This window comes from Mobiluncus sp., assembly GCF_985070215.1.
This window is the reverse complement of the sequence record NZ_CFKZQR010000026.1, coordinates 1-18740: the sequence shown is the minus strand read 5'-3', so window position 1 is coordinate 18740 and position 18740 is coordinate 1. Positions and strand designations below refer to the sequence as shown.

Below are 18740 nucleotides of genomic sequence, written 5' to 3'. Positions count from 1 at the left end.
AAATAGACCGTTAACGTTTGCAGGAGTGAGGGTCGAACCGGTTTTTATTCTAACTGGTTCCGTTCCCGCTTAGTTTGTTGTTTGTTCGCTGTCACAAGGGAACCGGTACTGTGGTGGCGTTTTGTGTCGCTGCGCCTGAGGGGGTCATGTTTTTTCCTGGTTGACCGGCTTTGTGTCCGCTACTCAATGTCGTTTGTTGTGATGCGTTAAACTGTCAGGGATGGTAGATACAGCACAAAAACAGGTGTGGGCAATCGGGGTGGCTTATGCGCCCGATATGGCTCGGCTCGATGCGGTCATCGCCTCGCTACAAACCCAGGTTCAACAGGTGTTGATAGTCGATAACACCCCGGAACCCCCTGCGGAACTGCACGAATACTGGCAGGCTTGGACCAAACGCGGGGTAGTGGTGTTGGAACTCGGGCGCAACCTCGGCATCGCGGCGGCCCAAAACCTCGGCGCCCGCCACGCCATCCGCCACGGCGCAACCGCGCTGTTGTTCTTTGACCACGACTCGGTGTTCGCCAGCGATTACGTGGCACAAATCGAACAGGCTTACGGGCGTGTGGTTGGCAACATCGGGGCGCTGGGCGGTCTGGCTTTTGACCAACGCGAAACCGATGCGAGCAAACGAGACGTACTGGCCTACCGCTTTACCCGCTTCGGGCCGCGCCGCTACCCGGACGAGGCCTTGCGCGAGGCGTCCGCGGATCTCTCCGACGGGGGCATCCTGCCCGCGGCTTTCCTCATTGCCTCCGGGCTGTACGTCCCAGTGGAAACCTGGCGAGCCGTGGGGCCGATGAACGCGGACATGTTCATTGACCACGTAGATTTGGAATGGTCCGCCCGAGCCAACGCGGCTGGCCGCGGCACCGTCCTGGTGACCGGGGCGACTATTGACCACCAGCTCGGCGACGATGTCGTGAAGATTCCGGGTCGCGCCCAAGTCGTACATGTTCACTCGCCGTTCCGAGTGTTCTACCTGGTGCGCAACACGTGCTGGCTGATTCGTGGCATCGCCCCGATACCGGCGACTTGGCGGCTGGGTTACGCGGTGTGGCTGGCGAAATTTGTGGCCTTCAACCTGGTGTTTGCCCCGCGACTGACCCGTGACCGGGCCCAGCGCGCCGCAACAATCCTGCGAGCACTGCGTGCTGGCGTGGGTTCAATGCCCGCCCCTTTGACAGCGCCCCCCATGTCAGGCGAGTCGCCTGCGTCAGAATCGGGATCGGCGCGATGACGGCATTCCTGCTGTGTATAGCCGTACTGGCGGTTATCCTGATTCTTCCCGGTTTTCTCCTGGCCTTGGCTGCGCGTTTCCGCCTCCTGCCTGCCCTCGCTCTGGGCGCCCCGATTACCGCCGGTATTCTGGCCGTAATCGGTCAGGTCCTGGCCTGGCTGCATATTCCGTGGAACCTGCAGGTAGTCGGGCCTTTCTTGGTGTTCCTGGTGGCCGTAGTCTGCTCTAAACGGGTGTATTCCCTGAGGCGCCAGCCGCGGGGAGGACACGCCATGATTGCGCAGATGCCGGCGCGCCCGGTGGCCTCCGATGCCTCTGTGTCGCGGATCTGGTTCGTGATTTCGCTGGTCCTGGCTCTGGTGGCGGCCGGCATCATCCAACTGCTACCGTTCGTGCAAACCTTGCCGATACTGGCAGCTCCCTCGCAATCCTTCGATGCGATGTTCCACTATTCCTCGGTGCGGGTTGTGGCCGAGGACGGCGGTGCCGCCTGGAAAGGGGCCTTGGACTCGCTGTATCCCGGCCGTCAGGGCGTGTACTACCCGGCCCAGTGGGCAACGCTGCTGAGCCTCTTTGTCCCCTACGCCACCCCCACGCTCCTATCCAACGCCCTGCTGATGGCCCTCACTCTCACCGCGTGGCCGCTCGGAGTCGCCCTGCTGGCCCAATACGCCTTTGGCCAGCGCCACCCCAGTGTCCCCCTGGCGGTCCTGCTGAGCCCCTGGCCCCTGGTTTTTCCTTACTACCTCGGGGTTTTGCAATCCCTCTACCCCTACATTTTGGCGGTCATGTGGTGGCCCCTGGCTCTGTGGGTCGTCCTGAGATCGGTGGATACTTTGGCGACTTGGCATGCGGGCGAGGCCCCGGATGTCACCCTCTCGCGGCTCTGGGCGCGATTTTTCCCCAAGACCGTGTTGGGTGCTTTGGTGATTTTCGCCGCCGTTCATGCCCACCCCTCCATTTTCGGTTTCCTCTGTCTGGCCGTGTTCGCCTGCCTGTTGAACGCGGTCGTGAAACGCCAACTCAAGCCGTGGTGGTGGTTGGGGGTTGTCTTAGCAGCCCTGGCGGGGGGACTGGTGGTGCCCCTCGGCCTGGCTCGGCTGGGAATCGGGGCGCGGGCCACCCAAGCCGGGGACAATCTGGAGACCTTGCGGGCGCTCGCGGCCATGCTCGGCCTGAGCCAAATCTATCAAGACCCCTGGTGGCTGCCACTTCCCTTGGGCCTGCTCAGCCTGTTAGGCCTGGTTTGGTACACCGCAAAATGCCGCGACCTGCGGCTGGCGACGATTGTTACCGGGATATTGGTCCTGGTGGCGGCCACAAAAGTGTCGATGGGGCCGCTCAGCATCCTCACCGGCCTGTGGTACGGGGCTTATGACCGTATCGGATCCGGGATTGCCGTGTTCCTGCCCGTATTCGCGGCGGGCGCGGTAGGAGAACTCGCGGTCGTTCTGTCCCGCGCGGTGCCGTCACGAGTTCTCGCGGCGCGTGTCGGGGTCGCCTCCCTCACCACGGTCCTGCTCGCTGGGATGGCGGCCGCTCCGATAGCTCCACGGTTCTATCCTGACCGGGTACTGCTGGCCACCATCGCCTTCGTGCCCGGTTCCCAATTCCACGCCCCGTGGGTGTCGAGCGAAGAATTCTCTGCCATGTCCAACCTCCAGCTGCCGCAAGACTCCCTGGTCATCGGCGATCCCTCCGCCGGAGAAGGCCTCCTGTACGCCGTCACGGGCATACCGACCTATTACCTGCAGCTGTCCGGGTCGGCCTTTGACGCAAACCGCAAGTACCTGGCCGACCACTTCCGCGAAATCGGCACGAACCCCAAGGTCTGCGCCATTATTCGGCAGGAACAAATCACCCACTACTACGCCGATGCCACGGGAGTGTCCGCAGGTGACTTTACCTACCCCGGCCTGCACAACGTGGATGTGACCAGCGGTTTCGCTCCGGTCGCGCAGCTAGGTGAAGCCACGGTGTATAAAATCGAGGCCTGCGGAGCAAACTCAGCCGCGATGAAATAGACGGCGCCACCGCGCCTTGAAACCCATCGAGTTCATCCGCTCGTGCAGCAGCAAAACGGATTCGCCGACCTCTCCGAGCTGAGCGCTCAGGCGTTCTGTTTTTTCGTCAAAATAGCGCACGATTTCCTCGTTGCGCTCCCGCTGATGGAGCTGTAGCTCCTTAAGCTGCTGGGTTAATCTTTCGTTTTCTTCTCGCAGGGCTTTGGCGTAATGCGCCAGCAAAAGCGGCTGGGCCAAAGTTTTCAAATCGGGTTGCGTACTCGGGGACGCGGTGCAGGTCAACGCTTCGCGCAGAGCCTGGTCCCGGATAATGGCGTGAAAATCATTGTGATCCTGTGCGGCCACCACCACCGAATTGCCATCATCGCCGACAGCGTTAGCTCGGTGATGCCAGTTCGCCAAGGGTGAGTCGATGAATCCCACCGGTCCCAACAGAAGCATGCGCAGGAAAAAATCCCAGTCGGACAAAACCGGCAAATCTTCGCGCCAACCCGTGAGTTTCGGCAACGTTTCAGCGCGGAACAGCAGGGAAACCGGGGGCACCCAATTGACCTGCAGAATGTCCTCCAAAGCAACGGTATGTTTATCTGGAGCCAGCGGGCCGCGGCGAAGCTCAACCACTGCGTTGCCCTCCCGGTTTATTTCTTCGTAAACCAAGGTGGTGCGCGTAGCGACCCCAACGTAATCCGGCTTGCTATCCAGCCAAGCGACGCAGTCCGTGAGGAAATCCGCCTCCCAACTATCGTCGTCGTCCAACACTGCCACATAGGTCACGCCCATTTCGCCAGCCCGGGAAAAACCGGGATTAACCGCCGCCTCGCGGCCGCGAGACACTTCGTTGTTAATGACTTCGACCCGAGATTGCGCAGCTGCGGGCAGCTGCGCTACGGCAGCCCTGACAGCATCCGGACTGCCCGCATCGTTCACGATGAGATGCACATAATCCGAAAACGTTTGTTCCGCCACGGTTTTTAAGACACGAGCCAGGAACAAGGGGCGGTTGTGGGTACGGGTTACGACAGCGACTTTGCTCAAGATTCCTCCTGGAATATCCAACACATTTAGTCTAACGAAACTGGGAGCTATTTGGGTAAGCCGGGTATGGCGCTGGTAGCATTGGGGCGTGGGAAAGAAGATTCTGGTTACTGGTGCTGGCGGTTACATTGGTCGGCACGTTGTCGTGAAGTTGTTAGAGCGCGGTCATGAGGTTTCAGTCATAGACCGCGTCACCTCCGGGATTGACCCGCGGGCTACCGTGGTGCAGGCGGATATTTTTTCGGGGTCGCCGACTATCTATGATGAGATTGGCCGTCCCGAGATTGTCTTGCACATGGCTTGGCGCGATGGATTCAAACACAATTCCGCCAGCCATATCGATGACCTTGCGGCGCATATGCATTTCACCGAGAACCTCTTTAAAGGCGGCTTAAAGCACTTTGCCACCATGGGGACCATGCACGAAGTGGGTTATTGGGAGGGCGCTATTGATGAAACCGCTAACTGCAACCCCGAGTCGCTTTACGGCATTGCGAAAAATGCGTTGCGCCAGTTCACTTTCCTGACGGCTAAACAGCATGATGTTCAGGTGCAGTGGCTGCGTGCCTACTACATCACCGGTGACGATTTACGCGGTGACTCGATTTTTTCCAAACTGTTGAAAGCCGGCCAGGCCGGGCAAAAGCACTTTCCCTTTACTATGGGCAAGAACCTTTACGACTTCATCACCGTAGACGAACTGGCACGTCAGATTGCCGTTGCCGCCACTCAGGACGCTGTGGATGGCATCATCAACGTTTGCACTGGCAAACCGCAGTCCCTCGCTGAGCGTGTGGAGTCCTACATTAAGGAAAACAATCTCGACATCACCCTCGACTATGGTGCCTACCCCGACCGCCCTTATGATTCTCCGGGCGAGTGGGGAAATCCTGACAAGATTACCGAAATCCTGGCGGCCGCGGGCGAAGCCCCCATCGTTTCCTAGTGAATCAGCCAGCATTTCGGGAAAGCAACCGGGTGACCTGGGGATTGGGCTCGCCTCAGCAACAGGCAAATTATGGAAGGTGAAACATGACTGTCATGCCGGAAAACCCCAAGCGGTTCGGGATTTTCTTTTTCTATGATCGGGACGGGGTGGTCGACGACTACGTTGACACGATGGTCCTCGACATGCGGAAAAACCTTGACGAACTGTGCATTGTGGTTAACGGAGCGCTGAATCAGGCGGGTCGGGAGAAATTCGAGTCCTGGTCGGATCGGCTGATTGTACGTGAGAACGAAGGGCTCGACGCTTGGGCCTACAAAACCGCCCTGGAGACAACCGGGTGGGACCATTTGGCGCAGTTCGATGAAGTCATCATGTTCAATGCCACGATTATGGGTCCGGTCTATCCTTTCTCGGAAATGTTCACCGAGATGAATCAGCGAGATATCGATTTCTGGGGCATCACCTGGTTTCATGAATACCCCATGGATCCTTTCGGCACGACCCCGGAAGGCTACATTCCGCGTCACATCCAGTCGCATTTCCACGCCTATCGTCGTTCCCTGATTACCGCCCAGGTGTTCCAAGACTATTGGCGCGATTTGCCAACTATCAAGGATTATGACGATTCGGTCGGGAAACACGAGATTCCCTTCACAAAGCGTTTTGAGCAACTTGGTTTTAAATCTGATGTGTATGTCAACACTGAGGATTTACAGGGCTATAACTTTGCTCCCATCATGTTTTCGCCAGTGAAAATCATTAAGGAAAAACGGTGTCCGATTTTCAAGCGCCGTTCGTTCTTTCACGATTACCGTGACGTTTTGATGCAGTCAGTCGGGCAGGACACTCGTGACCTCTATGAATATCTGCGTGACCACACCGACTACGATGTGAACCTGATTTGGAACAATGCGCTGAGGACCATGAACCTCATGAACCTGGTGAACAATCTGAAGCTCACCTACGTGTTCCCCACCCGCGCGGTGAACCCGCCCTGCGTGGAAAACGCCCCCGATTTGAAAATCGCCATGGTGTTGCACGTGTATTACTTGGATATACTGCCCAAACTTTTGGCCTATGTGTCGACTATGCCTACCGGCACCGACATCATCATCACGGTCGGCGGTGAGGAAAAAGCGGCGAAAGTTCGGGAAGCGACCCAGGACCTTCCCTACAACGTGATTATTCGCCTCATCGAGAATCGCGGCCGCGACGTGTCCGCGCTGCTGGTGGGGGTCAAGGACATCATCAATGATTACGACCTGGTGTGCTTTGCTCACGACAAGAAAGTCACCCAGCTGAGCCAGGGCTCGATTGGTGACGGTTTTGCGTTGAAGTGCTTTGAGAACATGTTTGCCACCAGGGAATATGTGGCCAATCTGATTGATAAGTTCCGTCAAGAGCCACGCTTGGGGATGATGTTCCCGCCGCCTCCGAACCATGCGGACTATTTTGCGCCCTATATCTACACGAGTTGGGGCTTGAACTATAACAACACTGTGGAACTTCTCAACGATTTGGGATGCCAGGTCCCCCTGTCAAAGGACGTTGAGCCCATAGCCCCGTTGGGCACCATGTTCTGGTTCCGTCCCGCCGCGTTGGCTCCGCTATATGACCGGGACTGGCAGTGGGAGGATTTCCCGCCCGAACCCAACAACACTGACGGCACCATCTTGCACGCGATAGAACGGGCTTATGCCTACGTGGCGCAATCTGCCGGCTACTTTTCCGCGCACTGTTTCTCCGATGAGTTCTCGCGTATCGAACTGACGAATCTGGCCTATTACGTCAAGAACATGAACTATGCCGACAAATTGCCCTTCACTGTTTTCGGAAAGGGAAAGCTGTACGTGCGGGTGTTGCGCAAAATCCTGCCGCGTCAGACCTACGTCGAGATGCGCCGCAAATACCGGGAACGCATGGATCGGAAGCGCGGTCTATGAACGAAACCAGCGGACTTTCAGAAGTTTCCCCGACCAGTTCAAATTCTCCGAACACCCGTGAACCAGCCAAAAAGAAGCGGCTGTTCTATTTGGATTTCGTCCGAGCTTTCAGTGTTTTGCTGATTTTGTTGACACATTTCAACAACCCGTTTTTCACCGCCTCGGGATGGATTATTACCAATCACCCGTTCCATATTTATGTTGGCGACCTGGGTGTTTCCCTGTTCTTGATGATTTCTGGCACTGCCCTGACGGTGACTTACCGGCGTCCCCTCGATTTAAAACTGTTCTTTAAGAAACGTTTTTTGGGTATCTACCCCATGTTTTGGATTGCCTACGCGGTTTTCTTTACTCTGCGGTTCCTGGTGTACAGGGCAAATGTCGGCCCGCTGCCTTACCGGTCTTTTCCGCTGACGATTATGGCTATGGACGGCCTCGTGGCTAACTTCGGGGTGCCGACCATGTACCTTTTGGGGGAATGGTTCCTGGGGTTCATCGTCATCTTTTATCTGGTTTTTCCCCTCATGCTGTGGGGGGTGCAAGAGCATCCCTGGGCGACTGCTGTGCTCGGTCTGGGGATATACGCTGCCGCGATGATTTTCTGGCAACTGCACCCGCTGCCCTACTCAACGGCGGTATTGTTGCCGTTCCGCATCCCAGAGCTGCTGTTTGGCATGTACTTTGCCACCTACTGGAAAAAGGTCTCCCCGTGGGCGCTCATTCCCGCGGTCGGTATCTTGATTCTCGCAGCGTTTTGTTTCGCTGAGGTTCCCGACCGCCTGGCGGTGACCTTGGTGGGCATCTCGGCTTTCACGGTTCTGGTGTTCATCGGCAAATACCTGGAAGTCTGGGGCGTTACCCAGATTGTGAACTGGATTTCGAAATACTCCTACGCCATCTTCCTGGTTCACCACGTGATTATCGCGGAGGCGTTTAATCGTTTTCCGATTCAAGATTTTTCACAAGGGTGGAAGTACGTGGCTTTCCTGGTGCTCTGTTTGCTGTCGGGGGCGGTCGGGTTCGTTTTGTTCCATGTTCATCGGCTGATTATGAGCCTGATTCGGAAGATCCGCCACCCGGAGCGTTCCGCCTCGTAACTGTGTGAACACTGACTTGATTGGGGTAGCCAGTGGTAGGTTAGGCGTTTGCCTCCGGCTCGCCTGAATCTTCAGAGTTGTCCTCGCCGGTCATCCGGGTCCAATAGTCCGTATCGCGCGTGGGCAGTTCCAGCATCGGTTGTGGCGGGGTCAAGTTCGCAAAATGCGAATTCAGCGTCACTATGCCCGCCGACTCCATTCCCGCCCAGGGAGTGACCTTGAACGCCACAGCCTTTTGCCAGGCATCAATGATGTTCGTCAGTTCGAAATTCTGGATTGAAGCCGAGAGATAATATGCCCCGGTGCGCAGCGGCAAGCGGGGGACGACAATGTCAATATAGCCCGTTCCCTTCGGGATCGACTCTGGCACATACCCATCGTCCAGGGAGGTGTAGCCCCAGACCCAGACCCCTTCGCGGGTGTCGATAGAAGCCCCGAAAACGGGACGCTTAATCGTCTCTTTGGCTTCATAATGGATACGCATCGTGACCTTTTCATTAGTGTGGACGCGCACTCCTTGGCTGACTTGCTGCGCTTGGCGAGAGCTATCCGGGGTTTCTCCCAATAACTCGAGTTTGGTTATTTGGGCTTCACCCGAACCAAAACGGACTCCGCCGCCTTCGACTTTTTCGGCGCCGTGGGCGGTGTTGGCGTAGCGATCGACCACATCCATAGCGTTGCCGACAGCCACGATTTTGCCGTTATTCAGCCAAGCCGCTTGACTGCAGAAGGTGCGCATCTGATCCAGAGCGTGAGAAACGACCACTACGGTGCGCCCTTCGTCATGGAACTGGGTGAACTTGTCGAGACATTTTTCCTGGAAATCCAAGTCCCCTACCGCCAGGATTTCATCGACCAGCAGAATTTCGGGTTCCACGTGGATAGCTACCGAAAACCCCAAACGCACGTACATACCGGAGGAATAGTTCTTAACCGGCTGGTCAATGAAACGCTCTACCCCGGAGAAATCCACGATTTCGTCAAATTTACGGTCTATCTCGGCACGGCTCATCCCCAGAATCGTGCCATTCAAATAGATGTTTTCCCGCCCGGTCAGTTCGGGGTGGAAACCGGATCCAACCTCCAGCATGGCTGCCATGCGTCCATGAGAGGTGATGCTGCCCTGGTTGGGGGCGAGAATCTTGGCGATGCACTTTAACAGGGTGGATTTGCCCGAACCGTTCTTGCCGAGCAGGCCGAAAGTGGAACCCACCGGAATCTCTAACGACACATCCTGCAGGGCTTGAAACTCCTCAAAACGATTTTTGCGCCCTGACAGCAGCCGGCGTTTCAGGGACTGGTTGCGGTCGTGATAGACGCGAAACGTTTTCGAGACGTTTTCAACCTTGATAGCGATTTCTGGGTCATGGGGGGAGACAGTGGATGGCATCAGATTTCCTCCACGATTCGAGCCTGGAACTTTCGGTAGATGAGGATACCGAACAGCAGGTTCACCAGGGTCCAGGCGATAGAGCCTAGCCAAACTTCCAGCGGCGGGGCGGTGAAGTCATAGAAAACGGCCCGGTACGCTTCCAAAAGCAGCTCGGCAGGATTAATGCGAAAGATAATGTCCAAGGGCAGCGGCTGACCGTTGAAACTGATTCCTTTTTCATACAGGGAATCCTGGGCCGCTACCAGCATCGAGAGCGGGAACACGACCCCGGAGGCGTACATCCACACTTGGGTAAAGATTTCCCACAGGTGGGAAATGTCGCGGAAATAAACGGTGGCAATCCCCAACATGAGCGCTAAACCGGTCCCAAAGGCCGCGGTGATGATTAATACCGGCACCAGGAAAGGCACGTACAGGAACACGAGCGGCCCTCCCACCAGGGCGCACACGATTAGCAAGGCCAGCAACTCGAACAGGAAATTGAACGTTTGCGCCAGCGTCGAGGCCAAAATCAAGACATATCGGGGGAAATACACTTTCGTCAGCAGCCCGGCATTGGACATAAAAGCGTTCATGCCATTGAGAATGACTCGCGACAAATACCCCCAGCACAGCACTCCAATCCCGATGTACAGGGCGAAGGACTGCACGTGAGAGTTAATTCCGGGCTCGACACCGCCGCGGAAAATAACCCCAAAAATAGCGGCGTACACCGCGATTGTCGCCAAGGGGTTAATCAGGGACCACAGCCTACCCAACGCCGTGCCCTTGTACTCAGCAGAAATCTCTCTTTTTGCCAACACCCAAACCAGAGCCATAGTGTGGCGAAACTCGGATTTCTTCACAGCTGGGGGAGTGGGACTGGTGTCTGATTTACTCAAGAGCGCCTCCGTCAATCCAGTGGCACAGTCTCGCAATGCCTTCCTGCAAACTTATCTTCGGTTCCCATCCGAGTTCCCGGCGGGCCGCGGAAATATCGGCCCATCCGGCGCGAACGTCGCCTTCCCGGAATTCTCCGGTGATGACCGGTTCGGGAGCCCCGTAATAGGCTGCGGCGGTTTGCGCGAGTTCCAGTATAGTGGTGGCCACACCGGTGCCGATATCGTAGGCATACCGGTTCGTGCCTTGGTCGATGCCCGCCATAATCGCAGCCACGGTGTCCTCTATATAGACAAAATCGCGGATGATTGCTCCGTCTTCGTAGACCGGCAGGGCTTTCCCGGCTTTGGCCCATCGCGTAAACATGGACACAATCCCGGTGTAGGGATTAGTCAAGGACTGCCCCACTCCGTACACGTTTTGGAGCCGAAACTTGACGAACTCGGTTCCCATCGAGCCGCACCACGAGGTCAAAAGGTTTTCCTGGCAGAGTTTCGTGGCGGCGTACACGTTGGCGGGGCTGGGGTTCACCTCGTGAGAGCTCTGGGCTGTAGGTTTCAGCCCAGCAAAATCCCACTGTTGGGCGGCCAGCATCTGGTGGGTGCGCATTCCCGGATAACGGAAGTTTCCTTCCTGATCGTGCCAACGTCCTTCGCCGTACACAGCCCGTGAGGATGTCAAAATAATTTTTTGCGGAATCGCCTCGCGCCGTGCCAAAGCATCGGTCATCTGGGTGGTGCCCAGCACATTAGTGCGGGAGTGCCGGGTCGCTTCGCGCAGAGACTGCCCCGTACCGGTCTCGGCCGCGAGATGAATGATGACTTGGGGTTGGAAATCTTGCAGCAAGCTATCCCATACCGCCGCATCCGCCACGTCCCCGACCACCAACTGAACACGAGGGTCGAGCGCCGCCGGGCGAACCTGCTGAGCATGAACCTGAGGCTGGAGGTTGTCCAGGGCAACCACGCGGTCAAAACGTTCAGCGAGCGGCCGGGATAGCGCGCACCCGATAAACCCCGCTCCGCCCGTGACCAGGCAACCATTCGACATAACTATTTTCCCCTTGAATTTTTGGACCCACTCAGTCTAGCAAGTCATACTCCAGGCCGAGAACTTTGCGGGCTAACCCCCTCGGCAAGCCGGCTAGAGACGAGCCAGAGATAACCGGGGGCGGTAGACTTTTGCACAGAAGATGGTTTTAAAACCCACCCTGGCCAAGGTAGGCTGGAAAGCATTGAAATAAAGGAGGAACTTCATGCACGTTTTGGTCACCGGCGGAGCCGGTTTCATTGGCGCTAACTTTGTCCACACGACTGTGGAGGATTACCCGGATGCTACCGTGACGGTGTTGGATAAGCTGGGCTATGCCGGTAACCCGGACTCGATTGCGGGGCTGGATCGGGTGAACCTGGTGGTCGGTGACCTGGCCGACCGCGACCTGGTGGACTCCCTCGTGAAGGAAGCTGACCTGGTCGTTCACTTTGCTGCCGAGTCTCACAATGACAACTCGCTGGTCGATCCTTCGCCGTTTATTTATTCCAACCTGGTGGGCACCTTCCATATCCTCGAGGCCTGCCGGCGCCACCACGTGCGCCTGCACCACATCTCGACCGATGAAGTCTACGGCGACCTGGCGCTAGACGACCCCCACAAGTTCACTCCCGAAACGCCCTACTGGCCCTCCTCACCATACTCGGCTTCAAAAGCGGGGTCCGATATGCTGGTGCGCGCCTGGGTGCGTTCCTTCGGGGTGGAAGCGACCATTTCAAACTGTTCAAACAACTATGGCCCTTATCAGCACGTGGAAAAGTTCATTCCCCGCATGATTACAAACCGCATCGACGGGGTGCGCCCGCGCCTGTACGGCGATGGCTTGAATGTGCGCGACTGGATTCATGTGCATGACCACAACACTGCTGTGTGGGCCATTATTGAGAAAGGCCGCTTGGGTGAAACCTACCTGATTGGCGCCAACGGTGAGAAAAACAACCTGGAAGTCGTGCAAACTCTGAACCGGATGATGGGATTCCCCGAGGACGACTTCGACCATGTTAAGGACCGTCCTGGCCATGACCGGCGCTACGCGATTGACAACACGAAGCTGTGTCAGGAAACTGGCTGGACCCCGCGATTTACCTCGTTTGAGGAGGGGCTGCGTGACACTATCGACTGGTACACCGCCCACGAGGACTGGTGGCGGTCAGCCAAGGCCGAAACTGAGGCGAAATACGCTCAGCAGGGCCACTAGACAAAGCCGTTGTAGCTATTTCGCGATTAAATCGGGTTGCTGGTCATATAGCCCAGCAACCCGATTTAATCCCCGATTTCTGACAACGCGGGGGCGCTAGGCTTCCAGCAGCCCCAGCAGGTAGTCCCCGTAGCCGGATTTGCGCAGCGGCTCGGCGCGTTCGGCCAGCTCCGCGTCGCTCAAAAATCCCCGACGCCAAGCGGCTTCTTCGGGGCAGCCCACTTTCAGGTCTTGGCGTTTTTCCACGGTTCGCACGAAAGCAGTCGCGTCTGCCAGGGAATCAAAAGTCCCGGTGTCCAGCCAGGCCGTGCCGCGTGGCAGGACCTCAACCTGCAGTTTCCCCGCTTCGAGGTAAACCCGGTTGACGTCCGTAATCTCGTATTCCCCGCGGGCGCTGGGTTTCAAATCTCGGGCAATCCCTACCACGTCATTGTCATAGAAATACAGACCCGGCACGGCATAGTTTGACTTGGGCTGCGCGGGTTTTTCCTCAATGGAAATGGCGCGGAAGTTCTCATCGAATTCCACCACGCCGTAAGCCTTGGGATTGTGGACGTGGTAGGCGAACACGGCTCCGCCATCTATGCCCTTAAATCGCTGCAGCTGGTCGCCCATGCCCGGACCATAGAAAATGTTGTCGCCCAGCACCAGGGCAGCTTCTTCCGAACCGATGAAGTCCGCCCCCAGCACGAACGCCTGGGCCAGGCCGTTGGGGACCTCTTGCACCTGATATTCCAGGTGAATCCCGAACTGGGAGCCGTCGCCGAGCAGACGGTGAAAAGACGGGGCATCGTGTGGGGTGGTGATGACCAGGACGTCTTGAATCCCGGCCAGAATCAAGGTCGTTAAGGGGTAGTACACCATCGGCTTGTCATAGACCGGCACCAGCTGTTTCGAGGTGCCCAAAGTAATGGGATGCAAACGAGTGCCGGACCCGCCGGCCAAAATAATTCCACGCATGAAACCAAGCCTACCAACCAAAAACCCACCCGAAAGTACTAATGAACGGCGAAAACCTCCCTAAAATTAATCCCAAGCAAACGAAAGGGGAAACGCCGTGGAGCGCATCGGAGGGATTGAGAAACGTTACACCTGGGGCTCGGATACGGCTATTCAGGAGCGCTTTGGCATCGGTACGCCCGGTCAGACGCTGGCAGAAGTGTGGTTCGGCGCTCACCAGCTGTCGCCCTCGGTCCTGCTCGACGCGTCGGGTCAGCCCGAGGAGGACCCCTTGACTTTGGAGGACTGGATTGCGGCTGACCCCGTGGGCACTCTGGGGGCTTCGGTGGTGGAGCGTTTTGGACCGCGCTTGCCCTACCTGATGAAGTTCATCGCCCCGAAACGCCCGCTGTCCCTGCAGGTCCACCCGGACCGGGAGCGTGCCGCAGCCCGCTACAAAGCCGAGGAATTGGCGGGTATCCCGCTGGATTCCCCGCAGCGGCTGTACAAGGACCCCAACTATAAACCCGAACTCATCTATGCGATTACGAAGTTCGAGGCGCTGGCGGGGTTTCGGGCGCCCCGGCGCATCATCGAGATCTTCGCTGACTTGGACACGGAGCTAGCGGTGCAAATCGTGTCTATGCTGCGGGACAATACGTCCCCTGAGGGTATCCGCACGGTGGTGGATCGGCTCTTGTCTCCGCATACGACCCCACAAGCGGCGCAGGTCGAGGCCACGGTGGCGGCGATGACGGACCGTCTGCAGGCGGGGACTTCGCCGTCCGTGCGGGTGGACCGTACCGTTATGGGTTTGGCGCGTTCCTATCCCGGGGATGCCGGAGCGGTGGTGGCAGCGATGCTGAACCCGGTGACCCTGCGACCGGGGGAAGTGCTGTTTACGCCTCCCGGCGGGATTCACGCCTATCTCTCCGGGCTCGGGGTGGAAGTCATGGCCAGCTCGGATAACGTGCTGCGGGCAGGGCTGACTGAGAAGCACGTGGATTGTCAGGAGCTATTGAACTGTTTGGATTATGTCGCCGCCCCGCCGGTACGCATCGCCCCGGAGTGGGTGACGGAATCGACCCAGGTGTTCTATGCCCCAGTGGACGATTTCGAGTTTTCCGTGACCCGCCTGGACGGGCGGGAACTGGCGCTGCCCGGCCACGGCGGACGGCTGATTCTGGGCCTCGAAGGCACTCCGACCTTGCGTGACGGAGCGACTGCCAGTTTGGTGCTGCACCCGGGAGAAGTCGTGTTTGTGCGGGCGGATAAGGTCCCGGTCTACGCTGCCGGAACCGGGGTCGTGCTCCAGACCGACATTCCCTGAGGCGAGCCAGCAATTAGTCCCAAACCCGTTTTTGTGGCAAACGTTCCACGGGCGTGTCGAGCCTATGTGACATATCTCACATTTGCGTTCAAGCTGTGCAATTGGTGGATTTTCGCATACTTGAGCCAAACTTGGCACCTGAAACCACTTGAACTATTGAATCACACGCGTGTAACTTAGAGGTAACGCTTTTGGCGTCCCTGAGACGCGGCGCCAAATTTACAGAAGTTGTCAGAGCGAATGAGGTGAAGGGTCCTTGTGGAATCTGTTTGGTGAAGGCGATCTCGATTTCGCTGATGCAACCCCAGAGATAGACGAAATTCTCAATGGACCGCTGGCCTGGCAGGCTCAGGCACTGTGTGCGCAAACCGACCCGGAGGCTTTTTTCCCGGAAAAGGGCGGTTCGACCCGTGAAGCGAAAAACGTTTGCTCTCGCTGCCCGGTTAAGGCCGAGTGTCTACAATATGCGCTGGAAAACGACGAACGCTTTGGAATCTGGGGCGGTTTGTCCGAGCGGGAACGCCGTCGTTTGAAGCGTCGTGCGTCCTGACCTCAATAGGGACGTAATATCCTTAACTCTGTGCACACTGCAGTTACCGCCCTCATCGTCACTTCCGGGGAGACACCCTACCTGGCGGCGACCCTTTTGGCGGTGTCTCGGCAGACCCTGGCGCCACAGCAGGTGTTCGTCATCGACGTTTCCAGTTCCGGAGTAGCCCATCGCTCCGGCACGAAAGTACTGAAAACTCCCGGCGCCCCCAACTTGGGCGAGGCGCTGCGCCAAGCCAAAGCTCAGCCCGATTTCCCCACGCCCGCTCCGGGTAAACCTCACGCCCTGTGGATTTTGCATGACGACTCCGCCCCGGCTCCCTCCTGCCTGGCCGAACAGCTGAAAGTCCTAGAATCTGGCTCATCCATCAAAGTCGTCGGCGCGAAACAGCGGTTGTGGGACAAAGCCAATCAAATCGTGGAGGTCGGCATTCGCGCTACCCGCTCCGGACGGCGCTTGCAAGAAATGGACACCGGCGAGGTCGACCAGGGTCAATATGACGGTCGCGAGGACGTGCTGGGTGTGGGCACGGCGGGAATGCTGGTGGACTGGGAAACGTTTTGCCGCCTGGACGGTTTTGACCCGCACCTGGGCCCTTTCGGCGATGGCCTGGAGTTTTCCCGGCGGGTACACCTGGCCGGGTATCGGGTCGTGGTGGCGCCGCGCGCTGTGGTGTATCACAAGATGGCGGGCTACTTTGGGCTGCGCGGTCCCGATGGGGGGCGTCCCGCCCGTTCCGCCCGCAGCTTCGACCCCACCGGGCGCGACGTGGAAGCCAACGGCAAGCTGGAGTCCGATGCGAAGCGTTCCTTTACCGCCCGGCGTACCGCTCAGCTGCACAACTGGATGGTGGCGGCACCCTGGTGGCTGTTTATCTTCCTCCCGCTGATTGTTCTGGTACTCGGCCTACTGCGGTTTTTCTGGCGTATCGTCACGAAAGAGCCCAAGCTCGCGGCCGGAGAACTGCAATCCACCCTGGTGACGGTGTTCCGGCCTTTTGCCGCGTGGCAATCCCGGCTGCGGCGGGTGCGTCAAAGCAAGTTGAGTCCCCGCACTTTGCGGCCTCTTCAAGTGAAATCTTCCCAGATCCGCCAAGCTAAAACCACGGCCCGGCGCGTTGCCAAAGACCAGCGCCGCCCGCAAATCGCGGACTCGGCAGCGCGGCGCAACTTTTATACCGAAAAGGCCGTGGATCGCACTCTCGTGTGGGTCGTTGCTGCTGCCCTAACCCTGATAGGGCTGTTGGGCTGGCGTTTTGCCATCGGTGGGGTGTCCGGCGGAGCGCTGGCGAACCTGCCGGTGAACAACCAGGATTTTTGGGCCGACCTCATTTCCGGGTGGATTCCCGCCGGTCTGGGCTACGGTTCGGCGGTCGGGGCGGTGGATCCCCTGGGTCTGGAGGTGGCGAGCCTGGGGCAAATCGCGGGTTTCGTCGGGGTAAAAGGGCCGGTGGTGCTGGCGGTTTTGCTCTTCGCAACCCTGCCGCTGGCCTGGCTCAGCGCGTGGTGGGCTGCCGGGGTTCTCACTGATTCCCGCACGCTGCGCGCCCTGGTTGCCCTCTCCTGGGCCTTGAGTCCGAATCTGCTGGTTAGTATGGGTTTGGGGCAGTTGCCGGTGTGGGTTTTAGCGGTGAGCGTGCCCCTTTTTGCCGGTTCTCTAGCTCGTGGCACCGGGATGCCGGTGTCCCGGACCGTGATGGGAGAAATCGAACCGGTCACGGTAAACGTGCATTCCGCTGCGATTATCCAGGTCGGCATCGCCGCCCTCACCGGTTTCCTGACGGTTAGTGCGTCCGTGATTATGGTCATTCCGGTGGTACTCCTGGTGGGAATGGCGATGCTGAAAGGGGTCGCTAACCCGCTTTTTGCCGAGGCGCAAACTGAGGCGCCAGACCCGGGCTGGAGCCCAATTCCGGCCCGTCTGCGGCTGAAAGCCGTCCACGCCCTGATTGTGCTGGCCCCGGCTGTTTTGTTGGCGGTGCCCACGGTGGTGCGCACAGTCGGTACTCCCGCCCAATGGCCCCTGTGGCTGTCCAGTCTGTCTGTGCCGCTGCCCACCCCGAGGCCTAACTGGTGGGATTTACTCGCAGCCTGGCCGGTGGACGTGGCGGCGACGTCTCTGCCTATTGTCCTGCCCGGCTGGCAACTCCTTGCTTTCCTGCCCCTGGCTTTGCTGCTGTTGACCGTGGTGGCCGGGGTGATTATTCCGGGCCATTCCACCGGAGCTCACTGGAGTCTGCTGTTCGCGTTGGGCGGCTTGGTGACGGCGTGGCTGGCGAGTTCCACCCCGGTTTCCGTCTCTGGAGCCAACGCCGTGTGCGCCTGGTGCGGGCCGGGATTGGCATTGTTTCACGCGGGATTGATTACTTCCGCCCTGTTCTCGGTGGGGCGTCTGCAATTGACGATTCCGGTTGAAATAGCCAACTGGAGCAACCGCAGTGTCCAGGCCGTGGTGGCTGTGGCGGTGCTAATCCCGGTTTTGGGGGCCACTCCGCTGCTGGTGAACCAGATGGTTGCTCCCGGCGCGTCCGATTTCAACGCGCTGGCAACTTTTCGGGATGTGAGCCTCCCCGCCACGGTCGCCCAAGGTCAGTCCTCCCCACGCCACCTGCGGGCCCTAAACCTGGAGGTCTCCAGCGCCCCCAACCAATCCACCCTGGTGACGGCCGGTTTATGGCGGGACTGGCGCGACACGACTTTTGAGGCGTCCCCCTACCTGAAACTGAAAAACTACCGCAACGTGACCGGTTCGCGTACCCCCGATGCGGCTGACGCGGTGCTGCAGGCTACGGTGGCGTCGGTGCTGGGAGGCTCCACCCCGAAGCTGGGAGAGCAGCTCGCCCAGCTGGATGTGAACTTCATCATCGTGCCTCGCAGCAAGGACGCGGCGACCACCACCCTGATTAACACGTTGGACTCGGCCGCGCCGCTGGAAAGGATTACCACCACGGAGGCCGGCACGGTGTGGCGCCTGGTCGATTCCGCTGCGGTCAGCGTGGCTCGGGTCGCCCCGGCCCCGTGGGAGGGGGGGGATCCCTCCCGGCCGACAGGCGAAGGGACGGCGCAAGCGCGCAACGGGCGGGGGGGGACGGAACGGGGGCGGGGGGGGGGGGG

Annotated in this window: 14 protein-coding genes; 9 read left to right on the top strand and 5 right to left on the bottom strand. The window is 58.6% G+C overall.

Annotation, left to right across the window (positions count from 1 at the left end; all coding sequences use genetic code 11):
* Positions 1–220: 220 nt before the first annotated feature.
* Both AC5LBQ_RS06155 and AC5LBQ_RS06150 read left to right on the top strand, forming a co-directional pair.
* A complete protein-coding gene (locus AC5LBQ_RS06155) occupies positions 221–1240 on the top strand; it encodes a glycosyltransferase family 2 protein (RefSeq protein ID WP_493264935.1) in 1020 nt (339 codons plus the stop codon).
* The gene (locus AC5LBQ_RS06150; protein ID WP_493264934.1) at positions 1237–3264 is read left to right on the top strand and encodes a DUF6541 family protein; all 2028 of its coding nucleotides are present in this window, start codon (positions 1237–1239) and stop codon (positions 3262–3264) included. The genes AC5LBQ_RS06155 and AC5LBQ_RS06150 overlap by 4 nt, the downstream gene beginning before the upstream one ends.
* Here AC5LBQ_RS06150 and AC5LBQ_RS06145 read toward each other — a convergent pair.
* Positions 3247–4299, bottom strand: coding sequence for a glycosyltransferase (locus tag AC5LBQ_RS06145; RefSeq protein ID WP_295027766.1), 1053 nt, complete (start codon positions 4297–4299; stop codon positions 3247–3249). The two genes, AC5LBQ_RS06150 and AC5LBQ_RS06145, sit on opposite strands and share 18 nt — an antisense overlap.
* 88 nt (positions 4300–4387) lie before the next feature.
* Between AC5LBQ_RS06145 and AC5LBQ_RS06140 the strand changes: the two genes are divergently transcribed.
* The 3 genes from AC5LBQ_RS06140 to AC5LBQ_RS06130 all read left to right on the top strand — a co-directional run bounded on the left by AC5LBQ_RS06140 (position 4388) and on the right by AC5LBQ_RS06130 (position 8288).
* Positions 4388–5245 carry an NAD-dependent epimerase/dehydratase family protein gene (locus tag AC5LBQ_RS06140; RefSeq protein WP_282921082.1) on the top strand — a complete coding sequence of 286 codons (858 nt, stop codon included), beginning with the start codon at positions 4388–4390 and terminating at the stop codon, positions 5243–5245.
* 86 nt (positions 5246–5331) lie between these two features.
* Positions 5332–7191, top strand: a complete 1860-nt coding sequence (locus AC5LBQ_RS06135; RefSeq protein WP_491680189.1) for a rhamnan synthesis F family protein — start codon at positions 5332–5334, stop codon at positions 7189–7191.
* Positions 7188–8288, top strand: coding sequence for an acyltransferase family protein (locus AC5LBQ_RS06130; protein WP_493264933.1), 1101 nt, complete (start codon positions 7188–7190; stop codon positions 8286–8288). Before AC5LBQ_RS06135 ends, AC5LBQ_RS06130 begins: the two co-directional genes overlap by 4 nt.
* Positions 8289–8328: 40 nt before the next feature.
* On the opposite strand, the gene AC5LBQ_RS06125 is transcribed toward AC5LBQ_RS06130, so the two are convergent.
* The 3 genes from AC5LBQ_RS06125 to AC5LBQ_RS06115 are packed head-to-tail and all read right to left on the bottom strand — an operon-like array spanning position 8329 to position 11610.
* Positions 8329–9678, bottom strand: a complete 1350-nt coding sequence (locus tag AC5LBQ_RS06125) for an ABC transporter ATP-binding protein (protein WP_493264932.1) — start codon at positions 9676–9678, stop codon at positions 8329–8331.
* Positions 9678–10499, bottom strand: coding sequence for an ABC transporter permease (locus tag AC5LBQ_RS06120; RefSeq protein ID WP_282922632.1), 822 nt, complete (start codon positions 10497–10499; stop codon positions 9678–9680). Before AC5LBQ_RS06120 ends, AC5LBQ_RS06125 begins: the two co-directional genes overlap by 1 nt.
* A gap of 55 nt (positions 10500–10554) precedes the next feature.
* Positions 10555–11610, bottom strand: a complete 1056-nt coding sequence (locus tag AC5LBQ_RS06115) for an NAD-dependent epimerase/dehydratase family protein (protein ID WP_307741683.1) — start codon at positions 11608–11610, stop codon at positions 10555–10557.
* Between the two features lie 205 nt (positions 11611–11815).
* Here AC5LBQ_RS06115 and rfbB point away from each other — a divergent pair, with 205 nt between their 5' ends.
* The gene (rfbB, locus tag AC5LBQ_RS06110) at positions 11816–12808 is read left to right on the top strand and encodes a dTDP-glucose 4,6-dehydratase (RefSeq protein ID WP_493264931.1); all 993 of its coding nucleotides are present in this window, start codon (positions 11816–11818) and stop codon (positions 12806–12808) included.
* Positions 12809–12904: 96 nt separating this feature from the next.
* Here rfbB and rfbA read toward each other — a convergent pair whose 3' ends face one another.
* Positions 12905–13768, bottom strand: coding sequence for a glucose-1-phosphate thymidylyltransferase RfbA (rfbA, locus tag AC5LBQ_RS06105; RefSeq protein WP_282921088.1), 864 nt, complete (start codon positions 13766–13768; stop codon positions 12905–12907).
* A gap of 97 nt (positions 13769–13865) precedes the next feature.
* On the opposite strand from rfbA, the gene manA reads away from it, so the two are divergent.
* The 3 genes from manA to AC5LBQ_RS06090 all read left to right on the top strand — a co-directional run.
* Positions 13866–15077, top strand: coding sequence for a mannose-6-phosphate isomerase, class I (manA, locus tag AC5LBQ_RS06100; protein WP_493264930.1), 1212 nt, complete (start codon positions 13866–13868; stop codon positions 15075–15077).
* Between the two features lie 256 nt (positions 15078–15333).
* Positions 15334–15627, top strand: coding sequence for a WhiB family transcriptional regulator (locus AC5LBQ_RS06095; protein ID WP_295027759.1), 294 nt, complete (start codon positions 15334–15336; stop codon positions 15625–15627).
* A 30-nt stretch (positions 15628–15657) separates the two neighbouring features.
* Positions 15658–18740 (top strand): glycosyltransferase family 2 protein (locus AC5LBQ_RS06090; protein WP_493264929.1); only part of this gene is annotated, 3083 nt, incomplete at its 3' end.